This is a genomic window from Pseudoxanthomonas sp., from assembly GCF_035999195.1.
GTDB lineage: Bacteria > Pseudomonadota > Gammaproteobacteria > Xanthomonadales > Xanthomonadaceae > Pseudoxanthomonas_A.
Window position 1 is genome coordinate 1,056,648 of record NZ_DASYGY010000009.1, and the last position, 20,236, is coordinate 1,076,883.

Annotated in this window: 16 protein-coding genes; 8 read left to right on the forward strand and 8 right to left on the reverse strand. The window is 68.6% G+C overall.

Annotated elements, in window-relative coordinates; all coding sequences use genetic code 11:
• Positions 1-184 precede the first annotated feature (184 nt).
• On the forward strand, positions 185-1,831 hold the full coding sequence (locus tag VGN58_RS12015; RefSeq protein ID WP_327483450.1) for a FecR domain-containing protein: 1,647 nt from the start codon (positions 185-187) through the stop codon (positions 1,829-1,831).
• Positions 1,828-3,537, forward strand: a complete 1,710-nt coding sequence (locus tag VGN58_RS12020) for a diguanylate cyclase domain-containing protein (protein ID WP_327483451.1) — start codon at positions 1,828-1,830, stop codon at positions 3,535-3,537. The genes VGN58_RS12015 and VGN58_RS12020 overlap by 4 nt, the downstream gene beginning before the upstream one ends.
• A 15-nt stretch (positions 3,538-3,552) precedes the next feature.
• Here VGN58_RS12020 and VGN58_RS12025 read toward each other — a convergent pair whose 3' ends face one another.
• On the reverse strand, positions 3,553-4,926 hold the full coding sequence (locus tag VGN58_RS12025) for an MBL fold metallo-hydrolase (protein WP_327483452.1): 1,374 nt from the start codon (positions 4,924-4,926) through the stop codon (positions 3,553-3,555).
• Between the two features lie 182 nt (positions 4,927-5,108).
• Between VGN58_RS12025 and VGN58_RS12030 the strand changes: the two genes are divergently transcribed.
• Both VGN58_RS12030 and VGN58_RS12035 read left to right on the forward strand, forming a co-directional pair.
• Positions 5,109-7,190, forward strand: a complete 2,082-nt coding sequence (locus tag VGN58_RS12030; protein WP_327484646.1) for a M13 family metallopeptidase — start codon at positions 5,109-5,111, stop codon at positions 7,188-7,190.
• 190 nt (positions 7,191-7,380) lie between these two features.
• On the forward strand, positions 7,381-9,402 hold the full coding sequence (locus VGN58_RS12035; protein ID WP_327483453.1) for a M13 family metallopeptidase: 2,022 nt from the start codon (positions 7,381-7,383) through the stop codon (positions 9,400-9,402).
• Positions 9,403-9,470: 68 nt separating this feature from the next.
• Here the strand turns inward: VGN58_RS12035 and VGN58_RS12040 are convergent, their stop codons facing one another.
• Positions 9,471-10,121 (reverse strand): rhomboid family intramembrane serine protease, encoded by a 651-nt coding sequence (locus VGN58_RS12040; protein WP_327483454.1) that lies wholly within the window; start codon positions 10,119-10,121, stop codon positions 9,471-9,473.
• Positions 10,122-10,164: 43 nt separating this feature from the next.
• Positions 10,165-10,503 carry an MGMT family protein gene (locus tag VGN58_RS12045; RefSeq protein ID WP_327483455.1) on the reverse strand — a complete coding sequence of 113 codons (339 nt, stop codon included), beginning with the start codon at positions 10,501-10,503 and terminating at the stop codon, positions 10,165-10,167.
• A gap of 42 nt (positions 10,504-10,545) precedes the next feature.
• Here VGN58_RS12045 and VGN58_RS12050 point away from each other — a divergent pair, with 42 nt between their 5' ends.
• Positions 10,546-10,956 carry a hypothetical protein gene (locus VGN58_RS12050; protein WP_327483456.1) on the forward strand — a complete coding sequence of 137 codons (411 nt, stop codon included), beginning with the start codon at positions 10,546-10,548 and terminating at the stop codon, positions 10,954-10,956.
• A gap of 161 nt (positions 10,957-11,117) precedes the next feature.
• Here the strand turns inward: VGN58_RS12050 and VGN58_RS12055 are convergent, their stop codons facing one another.
• Together VGN58_RS12055 and VGN58_RS12060 are read right to left on the reverse strand one after the other, a co-directional pair.
• On the reverse strand, positions 11,118-12,239 hold the full coding sequence (locus VGN58_RS12055; protein WP_327483457.1) for an inorganic phosphate transporter: 1,122 nt from the start codon (positions 12,237-12,239) through the stop codon (positions 11,118-11,120).
• 12 nt (positions 12,240-12,251) lie between these two features.
• Positions 12,252-12,878 (reverse strand): DUF47 domain-containing protein, encoded by a 627-nt coding sequence (locus VGN58_RS12060; protein WP_327483458.1) that lies wholly within the window; start codon positions 12,876-12,878, stop codon positions 12,252-12,254.
• A gap of 279 nt (positions 12,879-13,157) precedes the next feature.
• Between VGN58_RS12060 and VGN58_RS12065 the strand changes: the two genes are divergently transcribed.
• Positions 13,158-14,495, forward strand: a complete 1,338-nt coding sequence (locus tag VGN58_RS12065; RefSeq protein ID WP_327483459.1) for a hemolysin family protein — start codon at positions 13,158-13,160, stop codon at positions 14,493-14,495.
• 1 nt (position 14,496) lies between these two features.
• Positions 14,497-15,123 (forward strand): exopolysaccharide biosynthesis protein, encoded by a 627-nt coding sequence (locus tag VGN58_RS12070; RefSeq protein ID WP_327483460.1) that lies wholly within the window; start codon positions 14,497-14,499, stop codon positions 15,121-15,123.
• 121 nt (positions 15,124-15,244) lie between these two features.
• On the opposite strand, the gene VGN58_RS12075 is transcribed toward VGN58_RS12070, so the two are convergent.
• Genes VGN58_RS12075 through VGN58_RS12085 form a run of 3 tightly spaced genes read right to left on the reverse strand, consistent with a single transcriptional unit; the run spans position 15,245 to position 19,148 of the window.
• Positions 15,245-17,365 carry a GGDEF domain-containing protein gene (locus VGN58_RS12075; protein WP_327483461.1) on the reverse strand — a complete coding sequence of 707 codons (2,121 nt, stop codon included), beginning with the start codon at positions 17,363-17,365 and terminating at the stop codon, positions 15,245-15,247.
• Positions 17,362-18,291: a phosphate/phosphite/phosphonate ABC transporter substrate-binding protein gene (locus tag VGN58_RS12080; RefSeq protein WP_414710786.1), complete on the reverse strand. Its 930-nt coding sequence runs from the start codon at positions 18,289-18,291 to the stop codon at positions 17,362-17,364. The genes VGN58_RS12075 and VGN58_RS12080 overlap by 4 nt, the downstream gene beginning before the upstream one ends.
• Positions 18,292-18,341: 50 nt before the next feature.
• Positions 18,342-19,148 carry an RNA methyltransferase gene (locus VGN58_RS12085; protein WP_327483462.1) on the reverse strand — a complete coding sequence of 269 codons (807 nt, stop codon included), beginning with the start codon at positions 19,146-19,148 and terminating at the stop codon, positions 18,342-18,344.
• A 95-nt stretch (positions 19,149-19,243) separates the two neighbouring features.
• Here VGN58_RS12085 and VGN58_RS12090 point away from each other — a divergent pair, with 95 nt between their 5' ends.
• Positions 19,244-20,065, forward strand: coding sequence for an inositol monophosphatase family protein (locus VGN58_RS12090; protein WP_327483463.1), 822 nt, complete (start codon positions 19,244-19,246; stop codon positions 20,063-20,065).
• The last annotated feature ends 171 nt before the right edge of the window (positions 20,066-20,236 follow it).

Sequence of the window (20,236 nt, forward strand, 5' to 3'; positions counted from 1 at the left end):
CGGGTACCGCCCCGGCGGCGCAGGCCCGGCATCGTCGATGCCTTGGGCGACGCGTCCGTAAGCGCGCCTACGGCCGGGTGGAGATGACGACAAAAACGGACGTCACCGGCCAGCAAGGCCCCCGGAGCCGCTTATAATTGTGACCGAATCAACACTTTGTCTGATCGGGGGGGCAGGACGGGCGATGCGGAAGCGGACGATCCAGGGAAGGAAATGGCAGTGCTGGGCGCTGGCGATGCTGCTGGTGGCATCGTGGTCGGCGCAGGCGCAGGAGTGGATCTACCGGGTCCGGCCGGGCGACACCCTGTGGGACGTGACCGGCGCTTACCTCAAGCCCTCGATCCCCTGGCAACGCCTGCAGGAACACAACCGCATCGCCAACCCGTACCAGCTCCCGCCCGGCAGCACGCTGCGCATCCCGTTGCAGTGGCTGGACCGGCAGCCTGCGACCGCCCGGGTGATCGCGCTGCAGGGGCAGGCGGTGGCGCGCACGCCGGCCGGCCGGGAGTCGTCGGTGACGCGCGGCATGTCGCTGGGCACGGGCGCGAGCCTGAAGACATCGCCCGACGCCTCGCTCAGCCTGCAGTTCGCCGATGGCTCGCGCCTGCAACTGCTCGGCGACAGCGAGCTGCGTCTCGATCGCCTGACCCGCTTCGGGCGCTCCGGCATGGCCGATACCCGGCTGCGCCTGCAGCGCGGCAGGATCGGCAACGACGTGCGCCGGCTGCGCGGCCCGGCGGCCAACTTCATCGTCGAGACGCCGACGGCCTCGTCCGCCGTGCGCGGCACGACGTTCCGGGTGGAAGCGGGCGAAACCTACTCGCAGACGGAAGTGCTGGAAGGGCGCGTGGCGGTGAACGCGCCCCGCCAGCGCGGCACGCTGCTGCGGCCCGGCTTCGGGGCCGTGGTCGCCGCGGGCCAGGCCGCCGTGGCGCCGTTGCCGCTGCTGCCGGCGCCCGACCTGTCGCGCATCCCGTCGCTGTCGCAGAGCGCCCGCCCCGACCTGGCCTGGCCCGCCGTCGAAGGCGCGGCGCAGTACCGCATCCAGGTCGGCACGCAGCCCAGCTTCGACAGCCTGCGGGTGGATGCGGAGAGCGATGCGCCCCGCTACACGCTGCCGGCGCTGGAGGCCGGCACCTACTTCGTCCGCGTCCGTGCGATCGCCGCCAATGGACTGGAAGGACGCGATGCCGTCATCGAGCTGCGCATCGACGACCAGCCGGCGCCGCCGTATTCGATCGCCCCCACCGCCGGCAGCGTCGTGCGCACACCGGAGGTCGTGCTGGGCTGGACCCAGGCGCCGGGCGCCGTCGCCTATGAGTACGAGGTCAGCGCGCCCGGCGACGGCGCGCCCGTGGCCGGCGCCCGTGTCGAGGACACCACCGCCCGCCTGCCCGCCACGCTGCCGCCCGGCGACTATGCCTGGCGCATCCGCAGCGTGGACGGCACCGGCAAGACCGGTCCCTACGGCGACCGCGTGCCGTTCACCGTGCGGCCGCTCGCCGAGGTCACCGAGATCGACGGATCGGCCGCCACCGGCGACACCCGCGAGGTGACGTTCCGCTGGCCCGCGGGCCAGCCGGGCCAGCGCTACCGCTTCCAGATGTCGCGCACGCCGGACTTCGACAGGCCGCAGGTCGACCGGATCGTCGACAGCGCCGAGATCACCCTGCCCCGCCTGCGTTCGGGCACCTGGTACCTGCGCGCGCAGACCATCGACGTGGATGGCTTCGAGGGACCGTTCCCGGCGCCGCAGAAGATCGACGTCCCGTGCCGCTGGTGCAAGGTTGGCGCCGGAGCCGGCGCATTGCTCATACTGCTGGCCCTGTGAACAGCCCCGCGCCCACGCCCAAGTGGAAACCCCGCCTGCTGACGGCGGTGGGCGCGGCTGCGCTGGCGATCCTGGTGACGCTGTCCGGTGCGACCGCGCCGATCGACGCCTGGGTCTACGACCGGCTGGTGCTCGGTGCCGCGCCCGATCCCGACCCCCGCATCGTGGTGGTCGACATCGACCAGAAGAGCCTGGCCGAACTGGGACGCTGGCCGTGGTCGCGCCGCACGCACGCGCAACTGGTCGACCGTCTGCGGCTGACCGACGTGAAGGGCATCGCCTTCAACATCCTGCTGTCCGAGCCCGCGCTGTTCGATCCGGAAGGCGATGCATTGCTGGCCCGCGCCATCAGCCGCAGCGGCCGGGTGGTCCTGCCGGTGCTGGCCGAGCCGGTGCAGCTCAACAGCTCGACGGTCGAGCTGATGCCGATTCCCGAGTTCGCCGCGTCCGCCGCTTCGCTGGGCCACGCGGAAATGGCGCTGGATGACGATGGCGTGGCCCGCAACGCCTACCTGCGCGCCGGACTGGGTTCTCCCCACTGGCCTGCCCTGGCGCTGGCCCTTCTGCAACTGGACCAGCCGCCCGGCAGCCAGGACGATCTGCCCGGCCGCCGCCTGGTGATGACCGGCCTGGAGCCCGCCTCGCCCTACGACTGGGTACGCGACCACGAGGTGCGCGTGCCGTTCACCTCGCCGCCGAACGCGTTCCGCCACGTCTCGTACACCGACGTCCTCAACCAGCGCATTCCGGCCTCGCTGCTGCGCGGCAACTGGATCGTGGTCGGCGTCAGCGCCACCGGCATGGGGCCGCTGGCCCGTGCGCCCGGACAACCGCCGACCGCGAGCATGAGCGGGACCGATTACCAGGCCAACCTGCTGAACATGCTGGCGAAGGACGCGGCCATCACGCCCATGTCCGAAGGCTGGCAGGCGGCGCTGGCGGCGACGCTCTCGGCGCTGCCGCTGGTGCTCTCCCTGCTGCCCGGTCTGCGCCGGATCTGGCGTCCGACGGTGCTGACGATGGCCGGCGCGCTGATCCTGTCGGTCCTGCTGCTGCGCTACGCGCATCTGTGGTGCTCGCCGGTACCGGCGCTGCTGGTGCTGGCCTTGGGCGCGTCGCTGTGGGTCTACCGGCTGCTGCGGCGCACGCACCGGCAGGCGCAGTCGGACGCGCTGACCGGGCTGGCCAACCGCACCCGCTTCGACCACGCGCTCGAGCAGGAACTGCGCATCGCCCGCCGCAGCGGCCAGCCGCTGTCGCTGCTGGTGATGGACATCGACCACTTCAAGCAGCTCAACGACAGCAAGGGCCATGCGGCCGGCGATGCGGCACTGAAGACGCTGGGCCGCATCCTGCGCAGCCGCGCGCGGCGTCCGCGCGACCTGGTCGCCCGCCTGGGCGGCGACGAATTCGCGGTGCTGCTGCCGGAAACCTCCGCGCAGGCCGCGGCGACCATCGCCACGACCATCCACGTGGACCTCGCCCAGCATGGGCGCAAACCGCACGGCGCGACCGCCAGCACGCCGCCGCCGTTCACCGCCAGCGTCGGCATCCACACCTACCTGCCCGGCGACGAGGCGGGGCCGGAGGACGTTTTCGACCGTGCCGACGCCGCGCTGTACCGGGCCAAGCAGGCCGGCCGCAACCGCAGCTTCAGCCATACCGGCGAACAGGACCCGGTCGAGGTCTCTCCCCACCGGGCGTGACGCGCGCGGCGCGTCCTAGACGTCGACCACCATCCCCGGCCTTGCCAGATCCACAGGCACGCCGTGGCGCTCGCCGATCTCGCCCGCCAGCGCTTCGCGCGCGCGGTCCTCGCCGTGCACCAGCACCAGTGGCGGAGCCGGCTGGAAGTTGCCGTACCACGCCAGCAGGCCCTGCTGGTCGGTATGCGCCGACAGGCCGCCGACGGTGTGCCGCTGTGCATTGACGCGGTAGTCGCGACCGTGGATGTGCACCCACGACGCGCCGTCCACCAGCCGCCGGCCCAGCGTGCCCTCGGCCTGGTAGCCGACGAACACGACGTGCGCATTGCGACGGCCCAGGTTGTACCGCAGGTGGTGCTGGATGCGTCCGCCGTTGGCCATGCCGGAACCGGCGATGATGATCGCGCCGTTCTCGATCTGGTTGATCGCCATCGACTGCTGCAGCGACTCGGCGATGTGCAGGTTGGGCGGGCGGAACGGGTTGGGCGATTGCGCCCACACGCGGCGCGCGTCCTCGTCGAACAGGCCGTGGTGGCGGCCATAGACGGCGACGACCTTCGCCGCCATCGGACTGTCCAGGAAGATCCGCCAGCGCGACAGTTTCCAGTCGTCCCAGTGGCGCGCGAACCAGTACAGAAGTTCCTGCGTGCGGCCCACGGCGAAGGCCGGGATCAGCACGTTGCCGCGGTCGCGCCAGGCGTGCTCGAAGATGGCGCCCAACTCGCGGATCGTCTCCGGGCGGTCGCGGTGGTTGCGGTCGCCGTAGGTCGATTCCATCAGCAGCAGGTCGGCCTGCTGCACCACCGACGGGTCGCGCAGGATCGGCGTGCCTTTCGGGCCCAGGTCGCCCGAGAACACCAGCTTGCGGCCGTCCGCCCACAGCTCGACGATGGCCGAGCCCAGGATGTGGCCGGCGTCGCGCAGGGCGATGTCCACGCCGGGCAGGATGGTGGTGCGTTCGTCGTACGGCAGCGGGCGCACCTGTTTCAGCGTGGCGTGCACGTCCTCGTCCGAGAACAGCGGCTGCGCCTCCGGCTCGCCCCGGCGGCGATGGCGATTGGCGCGTTCGGCCTCGGATTCGGACAGCGAGGCGGTGTCCAGCAGCATGATGGGAAGCAGCTCCGCGCTGGCGCCCTGGGTGTGGATGGGACCGCGGAAACCGCGCTTGACCAGCAGCGGCACGCGTCCGACGTGGTCGATGTGCGCGTGGCTGAGCACCACCGCATCCAGCGTGGCGGGGTCGAACGGGAATGGCTCGGCGTTGCGCGCCTCGGCTTCGCGACCGCCCTGGATCAGCCCGCAGTCCAGCAGGATGCGTTTGCCGGCAGCCTCGACGAGATGCATGGAGCCGGTGACTTCGCCGGCCGCACCGTGGAAATGGACCTGCATGGACGTCCTCCTCGCTGTGGCGCCCAGTATGGCCGCTGGCGCCCCCAAGGGCATGACCTTCGACACACCTGCCCTTGAGGTGACAGGCGTAGAGTCGCCGCCACGCCCCCTCCCGGGGGTTCCTTTTTTCATTGCCCTGTCCAGGGCCGGAGTAGATCGTGATTGTCCGCAAACCCCAGATCCTGATGCTGTCCGTCGCCGTGGCCACGGCCCTGTCCGCGTGTGCGAAGAAGGACGACGCCGCGCCCGCCGCCGATACCGCCGCGAAAGCGCCCGCCGCGCTGGAACTGAAGCTGGACGAAAGCAGCCTGCCGGGCGTCAACCGCTTCCAGCTCGGTGACCTGGACACCAGCAAGAACGCCTGCACCGACTTCGCCGGCTACGCCAACGGCAAGTGGCTGGCCGCCAACGCCATCCCCAGCGACCGCACCAGCTGGGGCGCGTTCGAGATGCTGGCCGAGCGTTCCACCGCTATCCAGAAGCAGTTGGCCGAACAGGCCGCCGCCCATGCCGACGCCACCGGCGTGGAGAAGATCGTCGGCGACCTGTGGGCCACCGGCATGGACGAAGCCAAGGCCAACGCACAGGGCATCGAGCCGATCGCCGCCGAGCTGAAGACCATCGACGGCCTGCAGGACAAGGACGCGATCGTGGCGTACCTGAATCAGACCGCAGCCAAGGGGCAGAACTTTCTGTTCGGCTTCGGCTCGCTGCCGGAGTTCAGCAACCCGGACATGAACACCGCGATCGCCATGCAGGGCGGCCTGGGCCTGCCGGACAAAACCTTCTACTTCGACGCGGACAAGAAGGACATCCGCACGGCGTATGTCGCGCATATCACCAAGGTCCTCGAGCTTTCGGGCGTCGCCGCAGCGGATGCGCAGAAGCAGGCAAACGACATCATGGCGTTCGAAACCCGTCTGGCAACGGCCTCGAAATCGCGTGAAGACCTGTCGCGCGACGTGAGCCTCTACAACAACATGGTGTCCGTCGTCGACGCCGACAAGCTGACGCCGAATTTCTCGTGGACTAAGTTCCTCGAGTCACAGGGTGTGACCGGCCTGACACAGTTCTCGTTCGCCATCCCGTCTTTCCACCAAGAAGTCAGCAAGATGCTCGGCGACACCGACCCGGCAACGTGGCGCGCATACCTCCGCTTTCACACCGTGGACGGCGCGTCGCCCTATCTGAGCGATGCCTTCGCGAATGAGCAGTTCAACTTCTACAGCAAGACCTTGCGCGGACAGAAGGAAATCAAGCAGCGCTGGAAACGCGTGCTTGAAACCATCGAGAGCCAGAGTGGCGAAGCCTTGGGCCAGATGTACGTCAAGGTCGCGTTCACCCCGGAATCGAAGGCGAAGATGGAAACGCTGGTCGCCAACCTGGGCACCGCGCTGAAGGCGCGCATCCAGAACCTGGCGTGGATGAGCGAGGAGACCAAGGCCAAGGCGATGGAGAAACAGGCCGCGTTCACCACCAAGATCGGCTATCCCGACAAATGGCGCGACTGGTCCGGCCTGTCCACCGGCCGCGACAGCTACTACGGCAACGTGATGGCCGCGCAGGCGTTCAACTACAAGTGGAACCTGAGCAAGATCGGCAAGCCGGTCGACCGTACCGAATGGGGCATGCCGCCGCAGATGGTCAACGCGTACTACAACCCGCTGCAGAACGAGATCGTGTTCCCGGCCGCCATCCTGCAGCCGCCGTTCTTCGACCCCAACGCCACCGATGAAATGAACTACGGCGGCATCGGCGCGGTGATCGGCCACGAGATGACCCACGGCTACGACGACCAGGGCAGCCGCTTCGGCGCCACCGGCAAATTCGAGAACTGGTGGACCCCGGCTGACGCCAAGGGTTTCTCCTCGCGCACCGACAAGCTGATCGCGCAGTTCAACGCCTACCGCACCGACGCCGGCCAGGCGATCAACGGCAAGCACACGCTGGGCGAGAACATCGCCGATCTCGGCGGCCTGGCCACGGCCTACGACGCGATGAAGGCGGCCGCCGGCGATACGCCGGACCCGATGACCGACGGCCTGACGCGCGACCAGCGTTTCTTCCTCAACTGGGCCACGGTGTGGCGCCGCAACTTCACGCCGGAAGAGCTGAAGAACCGCATCGCCACCGACGAACACGCCCCCGCGCAGTTCCGTGCCATCGGCGCGCCGTCGAATCTGCCGGCGTTCGCGGCGGCGTTCTCCTGCAAGGCCGGCGATCCGATGGTGCGCACCGGCGACCAGCAGGTCGTGATCTGGTGAGGCCGCGCATCACGGCATGATGCGGAAAGGCCCGGCATGTCCGGGCCTTTCCTTTTCCGGGCGCGGCACCGAGCTGTGACGCACGCCCGCAAAAGCCGCCACGTGGCGCCGGATTCGGCCTGCGGACCTTCAGGACCGCGACGGCTCCCTTGCTAGAATCGCCCGACCCCTGAACTCCGGATCTTTCCTGATGCCCAGCCCGCGCCACGCTCTCGGCCGTCCCACCCTGATCGCCTTCGCCCTTGTCATCGCCCTGGGCGCCCCGGATGCCGAAGCCCAGCGCAGGAAGCGCGCCCCCGCCGCGCCGGCCGTCAGCGCGCAGTGCACGGATTTCTACAGCGCCACCAACGCGGACTGGCTGAAGCAGCATCCTGCATCCGCCGAGACCGGCGCGGTCAGCGTGCTGGGCGCCTTCCGTAGCCGCACGCTGGACCAGCAGCGCGCCCTGCTCGACGCCGCGATGGCGTCGCCGCAGGGCAACGTGCAGAAGCTGCTCGGCGATTTCTGGGCCAGCGGCCTGGACGAGGCCGCGGTGGAAGCCGACGGCGCCAAGCCGATCGCGCCGCTGCTGGACCGCATCAACGCCATCAAGAAGCCGAAGGACGTGGCGCCGGCCATCGCCGCGCTGCACCAGGTCGGCGTGCCGGTGGCCTTCAATTTCAGCCCGGACGTCGACCTGCAGGCGCTCGACCGCCACATCGGCTACTTCATGCAGGGCGGCCTGGGCCTGCCCGACCCGGCCTACTACATCCGCACCGATGCCGACACGCGCGAGCTGCTCGGCCGCTACCGCGCCTACGTCAAGCAGGTGCTGGCGCTGACCGGCACGCCGGCGGCGAAGCTGGACGCCGAATCGGCGCTGGTCATCGACCTGGAGACCAAGCTCGCGCAGGTGTCCAAGCCGCTGGTGGACCTGCGCAGCCCCTTCGCCAACTACGCACCGGTACCGACGAAGGACCTGGGCAAGCAGTACCGCAACCTGCAGCTCGACGCCTTCCTGAAGGTGCAGGGCGTCAACGACGATACCGTGTCGATGGCCGACCCGGCGCTGTTCAAGCGCCTCGACGGCCTGGTCGGCAGCCTCAAGCCCGACCAGTGGAAGGCCTACCTGCGCTGGCGCGTGGGCGATGCGATGGCGCCCTACCTGGCAAAACCGTTCCGCGATGCCGAGTTCGATTTCCGCGGCCGCGTGCTGCGCGGCGAAAGCGCGCCCGCACCGCGCTGGCAGCAGGTTCTGGACGCGATCAACCTCGCCGCCGGCCCGATGCTGGGCAGGGAGTACGCCGCGCGCTACGTGCCCGCCGACCACAAGCGCCGCGCCGAGCAGATCGCCGGTCAGGTGCGCGATGCGCTGGGGCGCGGCATCGAACGCAACACCTGGCTGAGCGATGCCGCGAAGACCGAAGCCAAGGCCAAGCTCGACAGGCTCAAGATCGAAGTCGGCACGCCGAAGCGCGACCTCGACTACAGCGTGCAGCCGATGGGCCGCGGCAGCTTCGGCGGCAACATGCTGATCGCCTCGACCTGGCGCCACCGCGAAGAGATGAAGCGCATCGGCAAGGGCAACGCCGACCGCCGCTGGGACGTGCTTCCGCAGCAGCCGGCGCTGGCCTACGACCTGGCGCAGAACCGCCTGATCGTCACCGCCGCCGTGCTGCAGGACGAGATCTTCGATGCGAACCAGCCTGCCGCCGTGCAGTACGGCGCATTCGGCGCGCTGGTGGGCCACGAACTGAGCCGCGGCTTCGACATCAAGGGCCGCATGGTCGACGCCAAGGGCCAGCTGCGCGACTGGTGGACGCCGGCCGACGTGGCGGCGTGGAACGCGCTGGGCGACAAGGTGGTCGCGCAGTACAACGGCTATGCCTTCCCCGGCCTGAAGAACGTCAAGGTCAACGGTGCGCTGACGCGCGACGAGAACCTGGCCGACCTGGCCGGCATCGAACTGGCCTGGGACGCCTTCGCCACCGCCGAGCCGCAGGCCAACGCCGCCGCCAGGCAATCGTTCTACAAGGCCTGGGCCACGCTGTGGGCGCAGAACCTGTCGGAAACCGAAGCCGCGCAGCGCGCCGCCGTCGACGTGCACGCCCCGGGCCAGTGGCGCGCCAACGGCCCGCTGACCCAGCAGCCGGCCTTCGCCCAGGCCTTCACCTGCAAGCCCGGCCAGCCGATGCAGGCCAAGGACGCGGACCAGGTCCGCATCTGGCGCTGAGTCTTCTACAGGACCCATGAAAAACGGCGCGGACTCCGCGCCGTTTTTCTTTGTGCTGCCCGCCCGCTCTACTTGACGCTGCGCAGGTGCGGCGGCCTCGGCTTGCGCGGCCCCTTGCGGAACGGCGGCTGGCCTCGCCAATAGCGGATCATCAACCAGCCGAACACCATGCCGCCCAGATGCGCGAAATGCGCGACGCCCGGCTGCAACCCGGTGAAGCCGAGCACCAGGGCGAGCAGCGCGTAGAAGATCACCAGCGTACGCGCCTTGATCTCCATCGGCAGCGGAAACACGATCATGCGGTGGTGCGGGAACAGCATGCCGTAGCCGAGCAGCAGGCCGAACACGCCGCCGGACGCGCCAACGGTGGGATACGGCAGCGCACCGCCGGACACCATCCACCAGCCCACGGCGAGCTGGAGCAGGCCGGCACCGGCCACGCAGACCAGATAGAACGTCAGGAAACGTTTCGTACCCCAGGTCTGTTCGAGCGGCGAACCGAACATCCACAGCGCCAGCATGTTGAAGGCCAGATGCGCGAGACCGTTGGTATCGTGCAGGAATCCATACGTCAGCAGCTGCCACGGCATGAACCCGTGGCCGACCGGCCACAACGCGAACCACGCCAGGAACGCAGCCCCCATCGTGAGCTGCAGCAGATACACCGCGACGTTGGCAATCAGCAGATTGCGGGTGACGGGAAGAAGTCGGGGAAACATGGCACACCTCGGAACGGTCGCGTTACATCATACGTGCCGCGCGTCAACGTGCGCCCGGGCCCCACAGCGCCGCATCCAGATCGTCCTCCTTGCGCGGCCGCTTCACACGGCCGTTCTCCACCTTCACGCCTTCCGCGCGCAGGCGCCGGCTCTGCTCGCGGAAGGCCTTGGAGCCTTCCGGAAACGCGATGCGTCCGTCCGAACGCAGCACGCGGTGCCACGGCAGCGCCGGATCGTCGTTCCGGCTGAGGATGCGCGCCGTCAGGCGGGCGCGGCCGGGCAGGCCCGCACGATGCGCCACCTCGCCGTATCCGGCCACCTGACCGTGCGGTATGGCACGGATCGCGGCCAGGATGCGATCTTCGGGAGACTTGGCGCTCATGCGGGATTAGCATAGCGGCAACGGCAACAGGGGGAGCATCCCATGCACAACTTCGAGCAGGTCCGCGGACACCTGACGTCTTCCGGCTACAAGGTCACCATGCACGACCCGTACGTCGCCTGCGTGGAACTGTCGCTGGACAACGGCAAGCGGCACCAGACCATCTACCTGTCCGAACTCGGCAACGACGACGAGCGCGGCTATCTGCGCGTGAGCACGGTGATCGCGCCGATGACCGGCATCGACGCCAAGCGTGCGCTCAAGTTCAACTGGCAGAGCAGTGTCGGCTACCTGGCCATCGGCGAACTCGACGGCGTGCCCTACCTGCAACTCTGCGAGAACCGCCCCTACGAAAGCCTCAGCCCGGCGGAAGTCGACCGCCTGGTGCTGGAAATCGGCGGCCTGGGCGACAGCATGGAGCGCGCCCTCTCCGCCGAGGGCGACCTGCTGTAGGAGCCGTGATGGGGATTGGTGATGGGTGATTCGCAAGAGCGACGCTATCGAATTCCCCAAGAACTCGATTCCAGACAAAAAAAGGGCGGGTCAACGACCCGCCCTTTGCTTTAGCTTCTTCCCATCACGAATCACGCATCACGAATCACGAATCACGGCCTTCAAGCCCAGCCGATCGATTCCAGCAACCGCAACAGGCCGTAGGCGATGCCACCCGCCGCCGGAATCGTCAGCACCCACGCCCACAGGATGCGCTCGATCACGCCGAACTTCAGCGCGCGCGGATTCTTGGCGAAGCCCACGCCCATGATCGCGGTGGAGATGCTGTGCGTGGTCGACACCGGCATGCCGAAATGCGCGGCCACGGTCAGGATGGTGGCCGAACTGGTTTCGGCGGCGAACCCATTGATGGGGTGCAGCTTCACCATCTTGTGGCCGAGCGTCTTGATGATCTTCCAACCGCCCATCGCGGTGCCCAGGGCCATCACGATGGCGCAGGTGATGACGATCCACGTGGCGATGTCCTGCTCGCCGGCCGCACCCGGATGCAGGAACGCCAGCCAGCCCGGCAGGTTGTCCAGCGCGCCGCTGGCCTCGGCACCGAACAGCGTCAGCGCGATGATGCCCATGGTCTTCTGCGCATCGTTGTGGCCGTGCGCGTAGCCCATGTAGGCGGCGGACAGGATCTGCGCCTTGCCGAAGAACTTGTTGACGAAGTGCGGGCGCGCCAGTCGACCGAGCCAGCCGCCGAGCTTGGCCAGCAGCGCGATCAGCGCCCACAGCAACACCATCACCACGATGCCGAGCAGGAAGCCCGCGACCGGCGAGCTGATCATCGGCAGCACGACCTTCCACAGGATGCCCTTGTTCTGGGTCCAGTCGCCGGCCGCCTGCGACCAGATCAGCGCGCCCCAGTCGTTGTGCGCGGCGGCCAGCGCGGCACCGCACAGGCCGCCGATCAGCGCATGCGACGACGACGACGGCAGGCCCTTCCACCACGTGATGAGGTTCCAGATGATGCCGCCCAGCAGCGCGCACAGGATCACCTGCGAGGTCACCTGCACGACATTGGTATCGACCAGGCCGGAGGCGATCGTCTTGGCGACGGCGGTGCCGGTCAGCGCGCCGATCAGGTTCATCACCGCCGCCAGCATCACCGCCTGGCCCGGCGACAGCACCTTGGTGGCGACGACCGTGGCGATGGAGTTGGCGGTGTCGTGGAAGCCGTTGATGAACTCGAAGACGAGCGCGGCGAAGATCACCACCAGGACGAGGGTAAGCATGGACGCGACCCGTCAGCTGTTCTTGAGCACGATCTGGTACGCCACCACGCCGGCCTCGCGGCAGCGGTCGATGGCCTTTTCCAGGATCTCGAAGAACTCCTTCAGCAGGAACATCTGCAGGTGGTCCAGCCGGCCGGAATAGATGTCGCGGTACAGCTCCAGCATCAGCCGGTCGGCCTCGTTCTCGATCGCGCGCAGCTTCTCGTTGAGCGAGGTCATGCGATCGATGTTCATCTTCTTGATCTCGTGGACCATCTCCACCACCACGCTGGCCGCCTGTTCCAGCATCGCCGCGCGCGGCGCGAAGTCGATGCCCTCCAGGTGCTGCAGGGCCAGCGAGTAGCGGTCGGCGAACTTCTCCACCTGCTTGGGAATCTTGTACAGCGCCGAACCCAGGGCTTCGATGTCCTCGCGCTCGATCGGGGTGATGAAGCTGTCCACCAGCGCCTTGCCGATCTTTTCCGAGGCCGCACGCTCGCGCAGGCGCGCCAGCTTGAAGGCATCGAGCGCCGGCTGGCGGTCGGTGGCCTTCATCATGGTGTGCAGGGCCTTGGTGCTGTCGTGGGCGGCTTGGGCGGCCTCGTCCAACAGCGTGTAGAACTGCTGGCCGGAGCCGAAGATCGTCTGGAGGGAGAACATCGGGCGGTCCCACCGTCACGGGATGGACGGCTTCAAGGGCGGAATTATGACGGTTTCGTGACGATTCCGGACAGCCCGGACGCCGCGGGAGCGGGCCCGGGCGCCGCCCGCTGGCCGAATGGCTCGTTCAGCTTCACGCCGCCGCCCGGCGCCCCTTTGCTAAACTCGCCCCGCGCCTCCGGGTGCACCCTATGGACGACGACCCTACTTCCCCCCACTGTCCCCCGCGACAGACCCCGCCCGCCTCGCCGGCCCTCCCCGCTCTGACCGGAGGCTCCCGTGCTTGAGCTGCTTGTTGTTTTCGCCCTTGTGCTGGTGAACGGCTTCTTCGCCATGTCGGAGATGTCGGTCATGACCTCGCGCAAGAGCCGTCTGAAGCAGATGGCCCAGACCAGCCATCGCGCCCAGCGCGCGCTGGACCTGTCCGAGAAGCCCGAGAACTTCCTCTCCACGGTGCAGATCGGCATCACCCTGATCGGCGTGCTGACGGGCCTGTTCGGTGGCGAAGCCATCGGCATGGCCATCGCCGAACGACTGCAGGGCGTCTTTCCCTCGCTCGCCGCCAGCTTCACCCTGGTGGGCGAGCCCCAGCCCTGGTCCGAACTGATCGGCAAGACGCTTGCCGTCGCCCTGATCACCTTCCTGACGCTGATCTTCGGTGAGCTGGTGCCGAAGCGCCTGGCCATCACCGCACCCGAGACCATCGCAGGCGTCGTCGCCGTGCCGATGGGCTGGCTGGCGAAAGCCGCGTTCCCCTTCGTCTGGCTGCTGTCCCACAGCACGCGCCTGGTCCTGCGTGTGCTGGGCCTCGGCAAGGACGAAGCCACCACCATCAGCGAAGAAGAAATCCGCATGCTGGTGTCCGAGGGACACGAGGCCGGCGTGATCGACGCGGACGAACGCAACATGATGAACCGCGTCCTGCGCCTGGGCGACCGTACCGCCGACAGCCTGATGACGCCGCGCAAGAAGATCACCTGGCTGGACGCGTCGGCGCCCTACGAAGAGAACCTGCAGACCATGCACGAGTCGGCGTTCTCGCGCTTCCCGGTGTATCGCGGCAACGACCAGGACGTGGTCGGCGTGCTGGAAGTGAAATCGCTGCTCGACCGTTTCGGCGCCGCCCAGCCGGACCTCTTCATCAAGTTGCGCGAGCCGCTGTTCGTCTCCGAGTCCACGCACGCGATGAAGCTGCTGGAGATCTTCCGCGAAGAGCAGCAGTCGCTGGCGCTGGTTGTGGACGAATACGGCGAGATCCAGGGTCTGGTCACCCAGAGCGACCTGATGGGCGCGGTGGTCGGCCGGCTGCAGGCCACCGAGAATACCGAGGACGCGCCACTGGTGGTGGTGCGCGACGACGGCTCGCTGCTGGTCGATGGCTCGCTGCCCAACGACGACCTGCGCGAACTGCTCGGCGGCGTGGCGCTGCCGGACGACGACGAGTACAACACCGTCGCCGGCATGATGATCGAACGCTTCGGCCGTATCCCGCACGTCGGCGAGCGCGTCGACTGGGCGGGCTGGCGCTTCGAGGTGGTCGACCTGGACGGTGCGCGCATCGACAAGCTGCTGCTGCAGAAACTGCCCGAGACCGATGGCGAAGACCTGGCGGTCTGACATGCCGGCCGACGAAGCACCGCACCACACCAGCACGGCCGCCCTGCTCGATGGCTTCGCGGCCGGCGATCCCGACGAGGTGCTGCGGATCGGCGACCTGCTGAAGGATTTCGGCCCCGCCGCATTCGGCATGCTGCTCTTCATTGGCGTGCTGCCGGCCTTCATTCCGGTGCCGGGCGTCGGCGGTGCGATCGGCGGGCCGATGGTGGTGCTGGTGGGCGTGCAGCTGCTGCTCGGCATGCGCAAGGTCTGGCTGCCCACATTCCTCGCCCGGCGCGGTCCGCATCGCAGCTCCATGATCCGCTTCCGCCAGCGGATGGCCCCGTGGCTGCGGCGGCTGGAGAAACTGGTGCGGCCGCGCATGGCCGGCTTCCTGGACAACCGGGTCGCGCTCAGCTTCACCGGCCTGCTGCTGATCCTGCTAGGCATCCTGCTGGCGTTGCCCATCCCGTTCACCAACTACGTGTTCGGCTTCCTGCTGCTGTTGTTCGCGCTGGCCCTGCTGGAACGCGACGGCGCACTGCTGCTGGCGGCGTGGATCGCCGGCGGCATCGCGGTGGTGGTGTTCGGGTTCCTGTCGGGCAACCTGGTGGAGGCGACCAGCGCGCTGATCGCGCGATGGTTTTGATTGGGCATGCATCTGTAGGAGCGACGTACGTCGCGACCGCACATCTTCAGAGCCTTGATGCCGTCACGACACGGACAACATGCGGTCGCGACTTACGTCGCTCCTACAACAGCACCCCTTCTCACGCCACCAGCTGCGCGAACTCCGCCGCGGTGACCGGATATCCCAGCCAGTAGCCCTGCGCCAGGTCGCAGCCGCGCTCGCGCAGCAGGTTGAACTGGCCTTCCTTCTCGACGCCTTCGGCCACGACGGTGATGCCCAGCGAATGGGCCATCGCGACGATGGCCGTGGTCAGCGCCAGATCATCCGGATCGCGCAGCATGTCGGCAATGAAGCTGCGGTCGATCTTCACGCCGTCCACCGGCACGCGGCGCAGGTGGCTGAGGCCGGAAAAGCCCGTGCCGAAATCGTCCAGCCACACCTTCACGCCCGTACGGTGCAACGTGGCGAGCAGCGCGCTGGCATGCGCCTCGTCGCTGATGACCGCGGTTTCGGTAAGCTCAAGATGCAGGCGCGACGCCGCCAGCCCGGTGTCGCGCAGGCACTCGGCCACCACGTCCGGCAGGTCGCCGTTGCGCAGCTGGCGCGGCGACACGTTGACCGAGACGAACAGCGGGTCCAGCGCATCGCGCTCGTTGCCCCAGCGTGCGGCGGCCGTGCAGGCGGCGCGCAGCACGCGCGGTCCGATGCTCTCGATCAGACCACTCTGCTCGGCCACGTCGATGAACACCGACGGCGCCACCATGCCCAGTTCCGGATGCTGCCAGCGCAGCAGCGCCTCGGCGCCGACGATGCGGCTGTCGGCCATGCGGAACACCGGCTGGTACATCAGGCTCAGTTCGCCGCGCTCCCAGGCACCGCGCAACTCCTGCTCCATGCGCACGCGCCGCTCCACCGCCTGGTCCATCGCGCGGCTGTAGAAGCGGTAGCAGTTCTTGCCCGCGACCTTCGCCTGGTACATCGCGATGTCGCCGTTCTTCATCAGCGCGGTCGCGCCGGAGGCGTCCTCCGGGAACAGGGTGATGCCGATCGAGGTACCCAGGAACACCTGGCGCTCCTGCACCACGATGGGACGCCCCAGCTCGGCCACCAGCTTCTCGGCCAGGCGGGTCGCGCTGCCACGCACGTCGCCATCCTGGATCAGGATCACGAACTCGTCGCCGCCGAAGCGCGCCAGCAGCGCATCGTCGCCGCCCATCAGCTCGACCGCATCGCGGATGCGGTGCGCGAACTGCTGCAGCACTTCGTCGCCGGCCTCGTGGCCCAGCGTGTCGTTGACGCGCTTGAAGTCGTCGATGTCGGCGAACAGCAGCGCCAGCTGGCGGCCGGCGCCGCGCAGCATCATCAGGCGGTGGTCCAGGCTCTCGCGGAACGCCAGCCGGTTGGTCAGGCCGGTCAGCGAATCGGTGTAGGCCATGCGCCGCACGTCGCGGTCGTGCCGCGCGATGCTGTCGCTCATGGTGCCGAACGCGCGCACCAGTTCGCCGACTTCGTCCTGGCGCTCGCTGGACATGCGTTCGCCGTTGTAGTTGCCGACCTCGATGTCGTGCGCGGCGCGGGCCAGCTGGCGGATCGGGCGGACCAGCGTGCGCTGCGCATACAGCATGATCGCCACGCAGACCGCGACCAGCGCCGCCAGCAGCAGCGCGATCCAGCCCAGGTGGCGCGCGCCGAGTTCGTTGAGGCGCGCACGCGCGGCGTTGATGGCCTTCTCTTCGTAGGCGCGCACCGAGGCCACCGAATAGCCGACGCGCACGCCGCCGATACGCTCGCTGCCGATCATGATCGGTTCGGACACGTCCACGATCTGCGCCGACCACTGCGTATGCATGCTGCGCGCGTTCACCGCCTCGTACGCCAGCGGATCGGTCATGGTCTGACCGTACACGGCGATGTCCGCCGTGCCGTCGTGGATGATCCGGCCCTGGTTGTCGTACACCAGCACGTAACTGACGTCGGGTTCCTTCTGCGCCGAGCGCACGATGCTGCCGATCGTGTCCAGGTCGAAGTAGTACAGGGGATTGGCCAGCGCGTCGCCCAGCTGGTCCACGGTGGCCTCGCCGTGGCGGCGCAGGCTGTCCTCGACCATGCCGTGCATGGCCTCGCGCCCGAGGTCGGCGACCTCCTGCTGCATCACCTTCTGCCGGTGCAACAGGGTGCCCAGCAGCGCGATCACCACCACCAGCATCAGCGCCATCGCCGCCAGGAAGCGGGCCTGCAGACCGAAGCGCATCGGCTTCATTCCACCTGCTCCCGGACGCGGCTCACGCCTCGGCGCAGGTCATCCAGCGCCTGCTGCGACGCCGGGTCCACGGGCAGGAAACGGGTGGTGCGGAAGAAGACGTTGAGCGCATCGCGCGCGGCGGGATCGCCGGCCGCCTCCATCAGCACCTCGCGCAGGCGCGCCTCGATCCTGGGATCCAGGTCGCCGCGCACCATTTCCAGGGCGCGCGGAAAATCCTGCGTCTCGTGGATCACGCGGAAGTCGCGACGGAAGGCCGGCGGCATGCGGCGCACGTCGTCCCAGTCGAGGTTGCTCACCACGCCCGCATCGACCAGGCGCTTGTGCACCCAGGCGGCGATGTTCAGTTCGGACCGCGCGAACACGTAGCCCACCGAATCGGCCGAAGGCCGGTCCATCGGCGAGAGCAGGATTTCCAACCGCTGGCCGGCGTCCAACAGCGCCACCGAGGGTGCGAAGTAGGCGCTGGTCGAGGCGGTGTTCTGGAATGCCACCGTGCGCCCCTTCAGGTCGGCGAGCCGCTCCAGGCCGCTGTCCCGGCGGACGAAGAACACGCCGTGGTACCGGCTCACGCCACCGCGCTCGGTCAGCAGCAGCGGGCGCGCACCGGCGCGCTCCTGCAACCGCATGCCGGTGCCGGCGGTTTCGGTGACCCAGTCCACCCGGCCGCGGCGCAGGTAGCTGGTCATCTGCTGCGCATCGCGCGCCATCAGGATGCGGCCCTCGGTGATGCCGACGTCGCGCATCCGCGGCACCACGTAGTCCAGCAACGGCTTGAGCTGCTCGTAGTGCGCCTTGGGGTCGTCGCTGATGCGGCCGAGGACGAGGACGCGCTCGTCGCCCGCGGCGCTGGCCGGCGCGACCGCGGCGGGAAGCAGGGCGGCGCCGATCGCGGCCAGCGCCAGGCGGAACCAGGTTGTACGCAACGATAGGCGCCCGCCGAAACGATGGCGGCAGCCTAGCCGAAAACGGGGAGTCAAGACAGTGATCCGGCCCCGCCCTGACCCGCCAGCCGGGCCATGCGCTGGGCGTCGGCCAGGATGCCGCGCAGCAGGCGGACCTCCTGCTCGGTCAGGTCGGCCTTGGCGAACAGCCGGCGCAGCTTGCGCATCGCCGAATCCGGCGTACGCCCCTTGTGGAAGTCGATCGCGTCGAGGGTGTCGCCGAGTTGTGCGAAGAAACCTTCGACATGGGCATGGCTGGCCGGCACCTCGTCGGGATGGACCGGCTCCGCGGGCGCCACCGTTGCCCCTTCCAGCAGCGCCAGCCTCAGTTCGTAGGCCAGCACTTGAACCGCGGCAGCCAGGTTCAGCGAGCTGTACTCGGGATTGGCCGGAATGTGCACGGCGGCATGGCAGAGCTGCAGTTCCTCGTTGCTCAGGCCGGTGCGCTCGCGACCGAACACCAGCGCCACTTCGCACCCGGCCCCCGCCCGCGCCACGGCCAGCGCGGCGGCCTCGCGGGGCGCGTGTTCCTCCAGCTGGACCCGCCGGCTGCGCGCCGTGCAGCCGAGCACCAAGTGACAGTCCGCCACCGCCTCGGCCAGCGTGGCCACCACCGGCGCATCGCCCAGCAGATCGTCGGCGCCGGCGGCGCGCCGGAACGCCTCCTCGGCCGGATAGTCCTCGGGGGCGACCAGCACCAGCCGGGCCAGGCCCATCGTCTTCAGGGCGCGGGCGGCGGCGCCGATGTTACCGGGATGCTGGGTGCCGACCAGCACCACGCGCAGGCGGGCGGCGGTGGCCTGGGAAACGGAATCGGGAACGGAAACGGGCGTGTTCATGGGGGCAAATGGTAAACTGCGCGCGCCGGTCTCCGCGCCGTGCCGCTCTTTTCCACTTGTTCGCCCCACCCTACGCCTGTCCGAGGTCCGTTCGCATGCAAAAGCCCGTCGTCACCGTCATGACCAAGGCCGCCCGCCTCGCAGGCAACGTGCTGTTGCGGAGCATCAACAAGCTGGACGCGCTGAACGTGGTGCAGAAGGAGCGGATGGACTACGCGAGCGAAGTCGACGCGGACGCCGAAAAGGTCATCATCAAGGAACTGCGCCGCGCCTACCCGGACTACGGGTTCGTGGGCGAGGAAAGCGGCGCCCAGATCAACGGCCGCTACACCTTCGTGATCGATCCGCTGGACGGCACCAGCAACTACCTGCGCGGCTTCCCGCATTACTGCGTGTCCATCGCCCTGGTGGACAACGGCGAACCGACCGATGCGGTGATCTTCGACCCCCTGCGCAATGACCTGTTCACCGCCAGCCGCGGCGCCGGTGCCCAGCTCAACGAGCGCCGCATCCGCGTGGCCGACCGCAAGGAACTGGCCGGCGCCATGCTCACCACCGGCTTCCCGCCGCGTGAGCGCGCTCGCGCCGGTGCGCAGCTGGAATGCGTGCGCGAGCTGCTGGTGCATGCCGAGGACATCCGCCGCACCGGTTCGGCCGCGCTCGATCTGGCCTACGTGGCCTGCGGCCGCGTCGATGCATATTTCGAGGCCGGCGTGAAGGACTGGGACATCGCCGCCGGCGTACTGCTGGTGCGCGAGGCGGGCGGCAAGGTCTGCGACTTCCGCGGCGCTGCGCTCGGCAAGATCGACGGCCGCACCGCCCTGCCCCGCCAGATCGTCGCGGGCAACCTGAAGGTCGCCGAGGCGCTGCAGAAGACCATCGTGTCGTCGGGTTACGCGGCGTCGTTCAACGGCTGACCGCCGCTGTTCTGGATGTGGGAGCGACGTAAGTCGCGAACCCGCCATCCTTGCCAGCCCGGGATGTTGGGATGACACGGCTTACCACTTCCGAGCGCCCGGAAGGTCTCCTGATGTTTGGGGGCCTACGATCGCGACTTACGTCGCTCCCACACCCCGCATCTGCACATC

Coding starts and splice junctions, on each gene's coding strand:
- VGN58_RS12050 (WP_327483456.1), top strand. CDS start 10,546: ATGCACAACTTCGAGCAGGTCCGCGGACACCTGACGTCTTCCGGCTAC.
- VGN58_RS12085 (WP_327483462.1), bottom strand. CDS start 19,148: ATGAACACGCCCGTTTCCGTTCCCGATTCCGTTTCCCAGGCCACCGCC.
- VGN58_RS12060 (WP_327483458.1), bottom strand. CDS start 12,878: ATGTTCTCCCTCCAGACGATCTTCGGCTCCGGCCAGCAGTTCTACACG.
- VGN58_RS12075 (WP_327483461.1), bottom strand. CDS start 17,365: ATGAAGCCGATGCGCTTCGGTCTGCAGGCCCGCTTCCTGGCGGCGATG.
- VGN58_RS12070 (WP_327483460.1), top strand. CDS start 14,497: ATGCCGGCCGACGAAGCACCGCACCACACCAGCACGGCCGCCCTGCTC.
- VGN58_RS12025 (WP_327483452.1), bottom strand. CDS start 4,926: ATGCAGGTCCATTTCCACGGTGCGGCCGGCGAAGTCACCGGCTCCATG.
- VGN58_RS12015 (WP_327483450.1), top strand. CDS start 185: ATGCGGAAGCGGACGATCCAGGGAAGGAAATGGCAGTGCTGGGCGCTG.
- VGN58_RS12035 (WP_327483453.1), top strand. CDS start 7,381: ATGCCCAGCCCGCGCCACGCTCTCGGCCGTCCCACCCTGATCGCCTTC.
- VGN58_RS12040 (WP_327483454.1), bottom strand. CDS start 10,121: ATGTTTCCCCGACTTCTTCCCGTCACCCGCAATCTGCTGATTGCCAAC.
- VGN58_RS12045 (WP_327483455.1), bottom strand. CDS start 10,503: ATGAGCGCCAAGTCTCCCGAAGATCGCATCCTGGCCGCGATCCGTGCC.
- VGN58_RS12090 (WP_327483463.1), top strand. CDS start 19,244: ATGCAAAAGCCCGTCGTCACCGTCATGACCAAGGCCGCCCGCCTCGCA.
- VGN58_RS12055 (WP_327483457.1), bottom strand. CDS start 12,239: ATGCTTACCCTCGTCCTGGTGGTGATCTTCGCCGCGCTCGTCTTCGAG.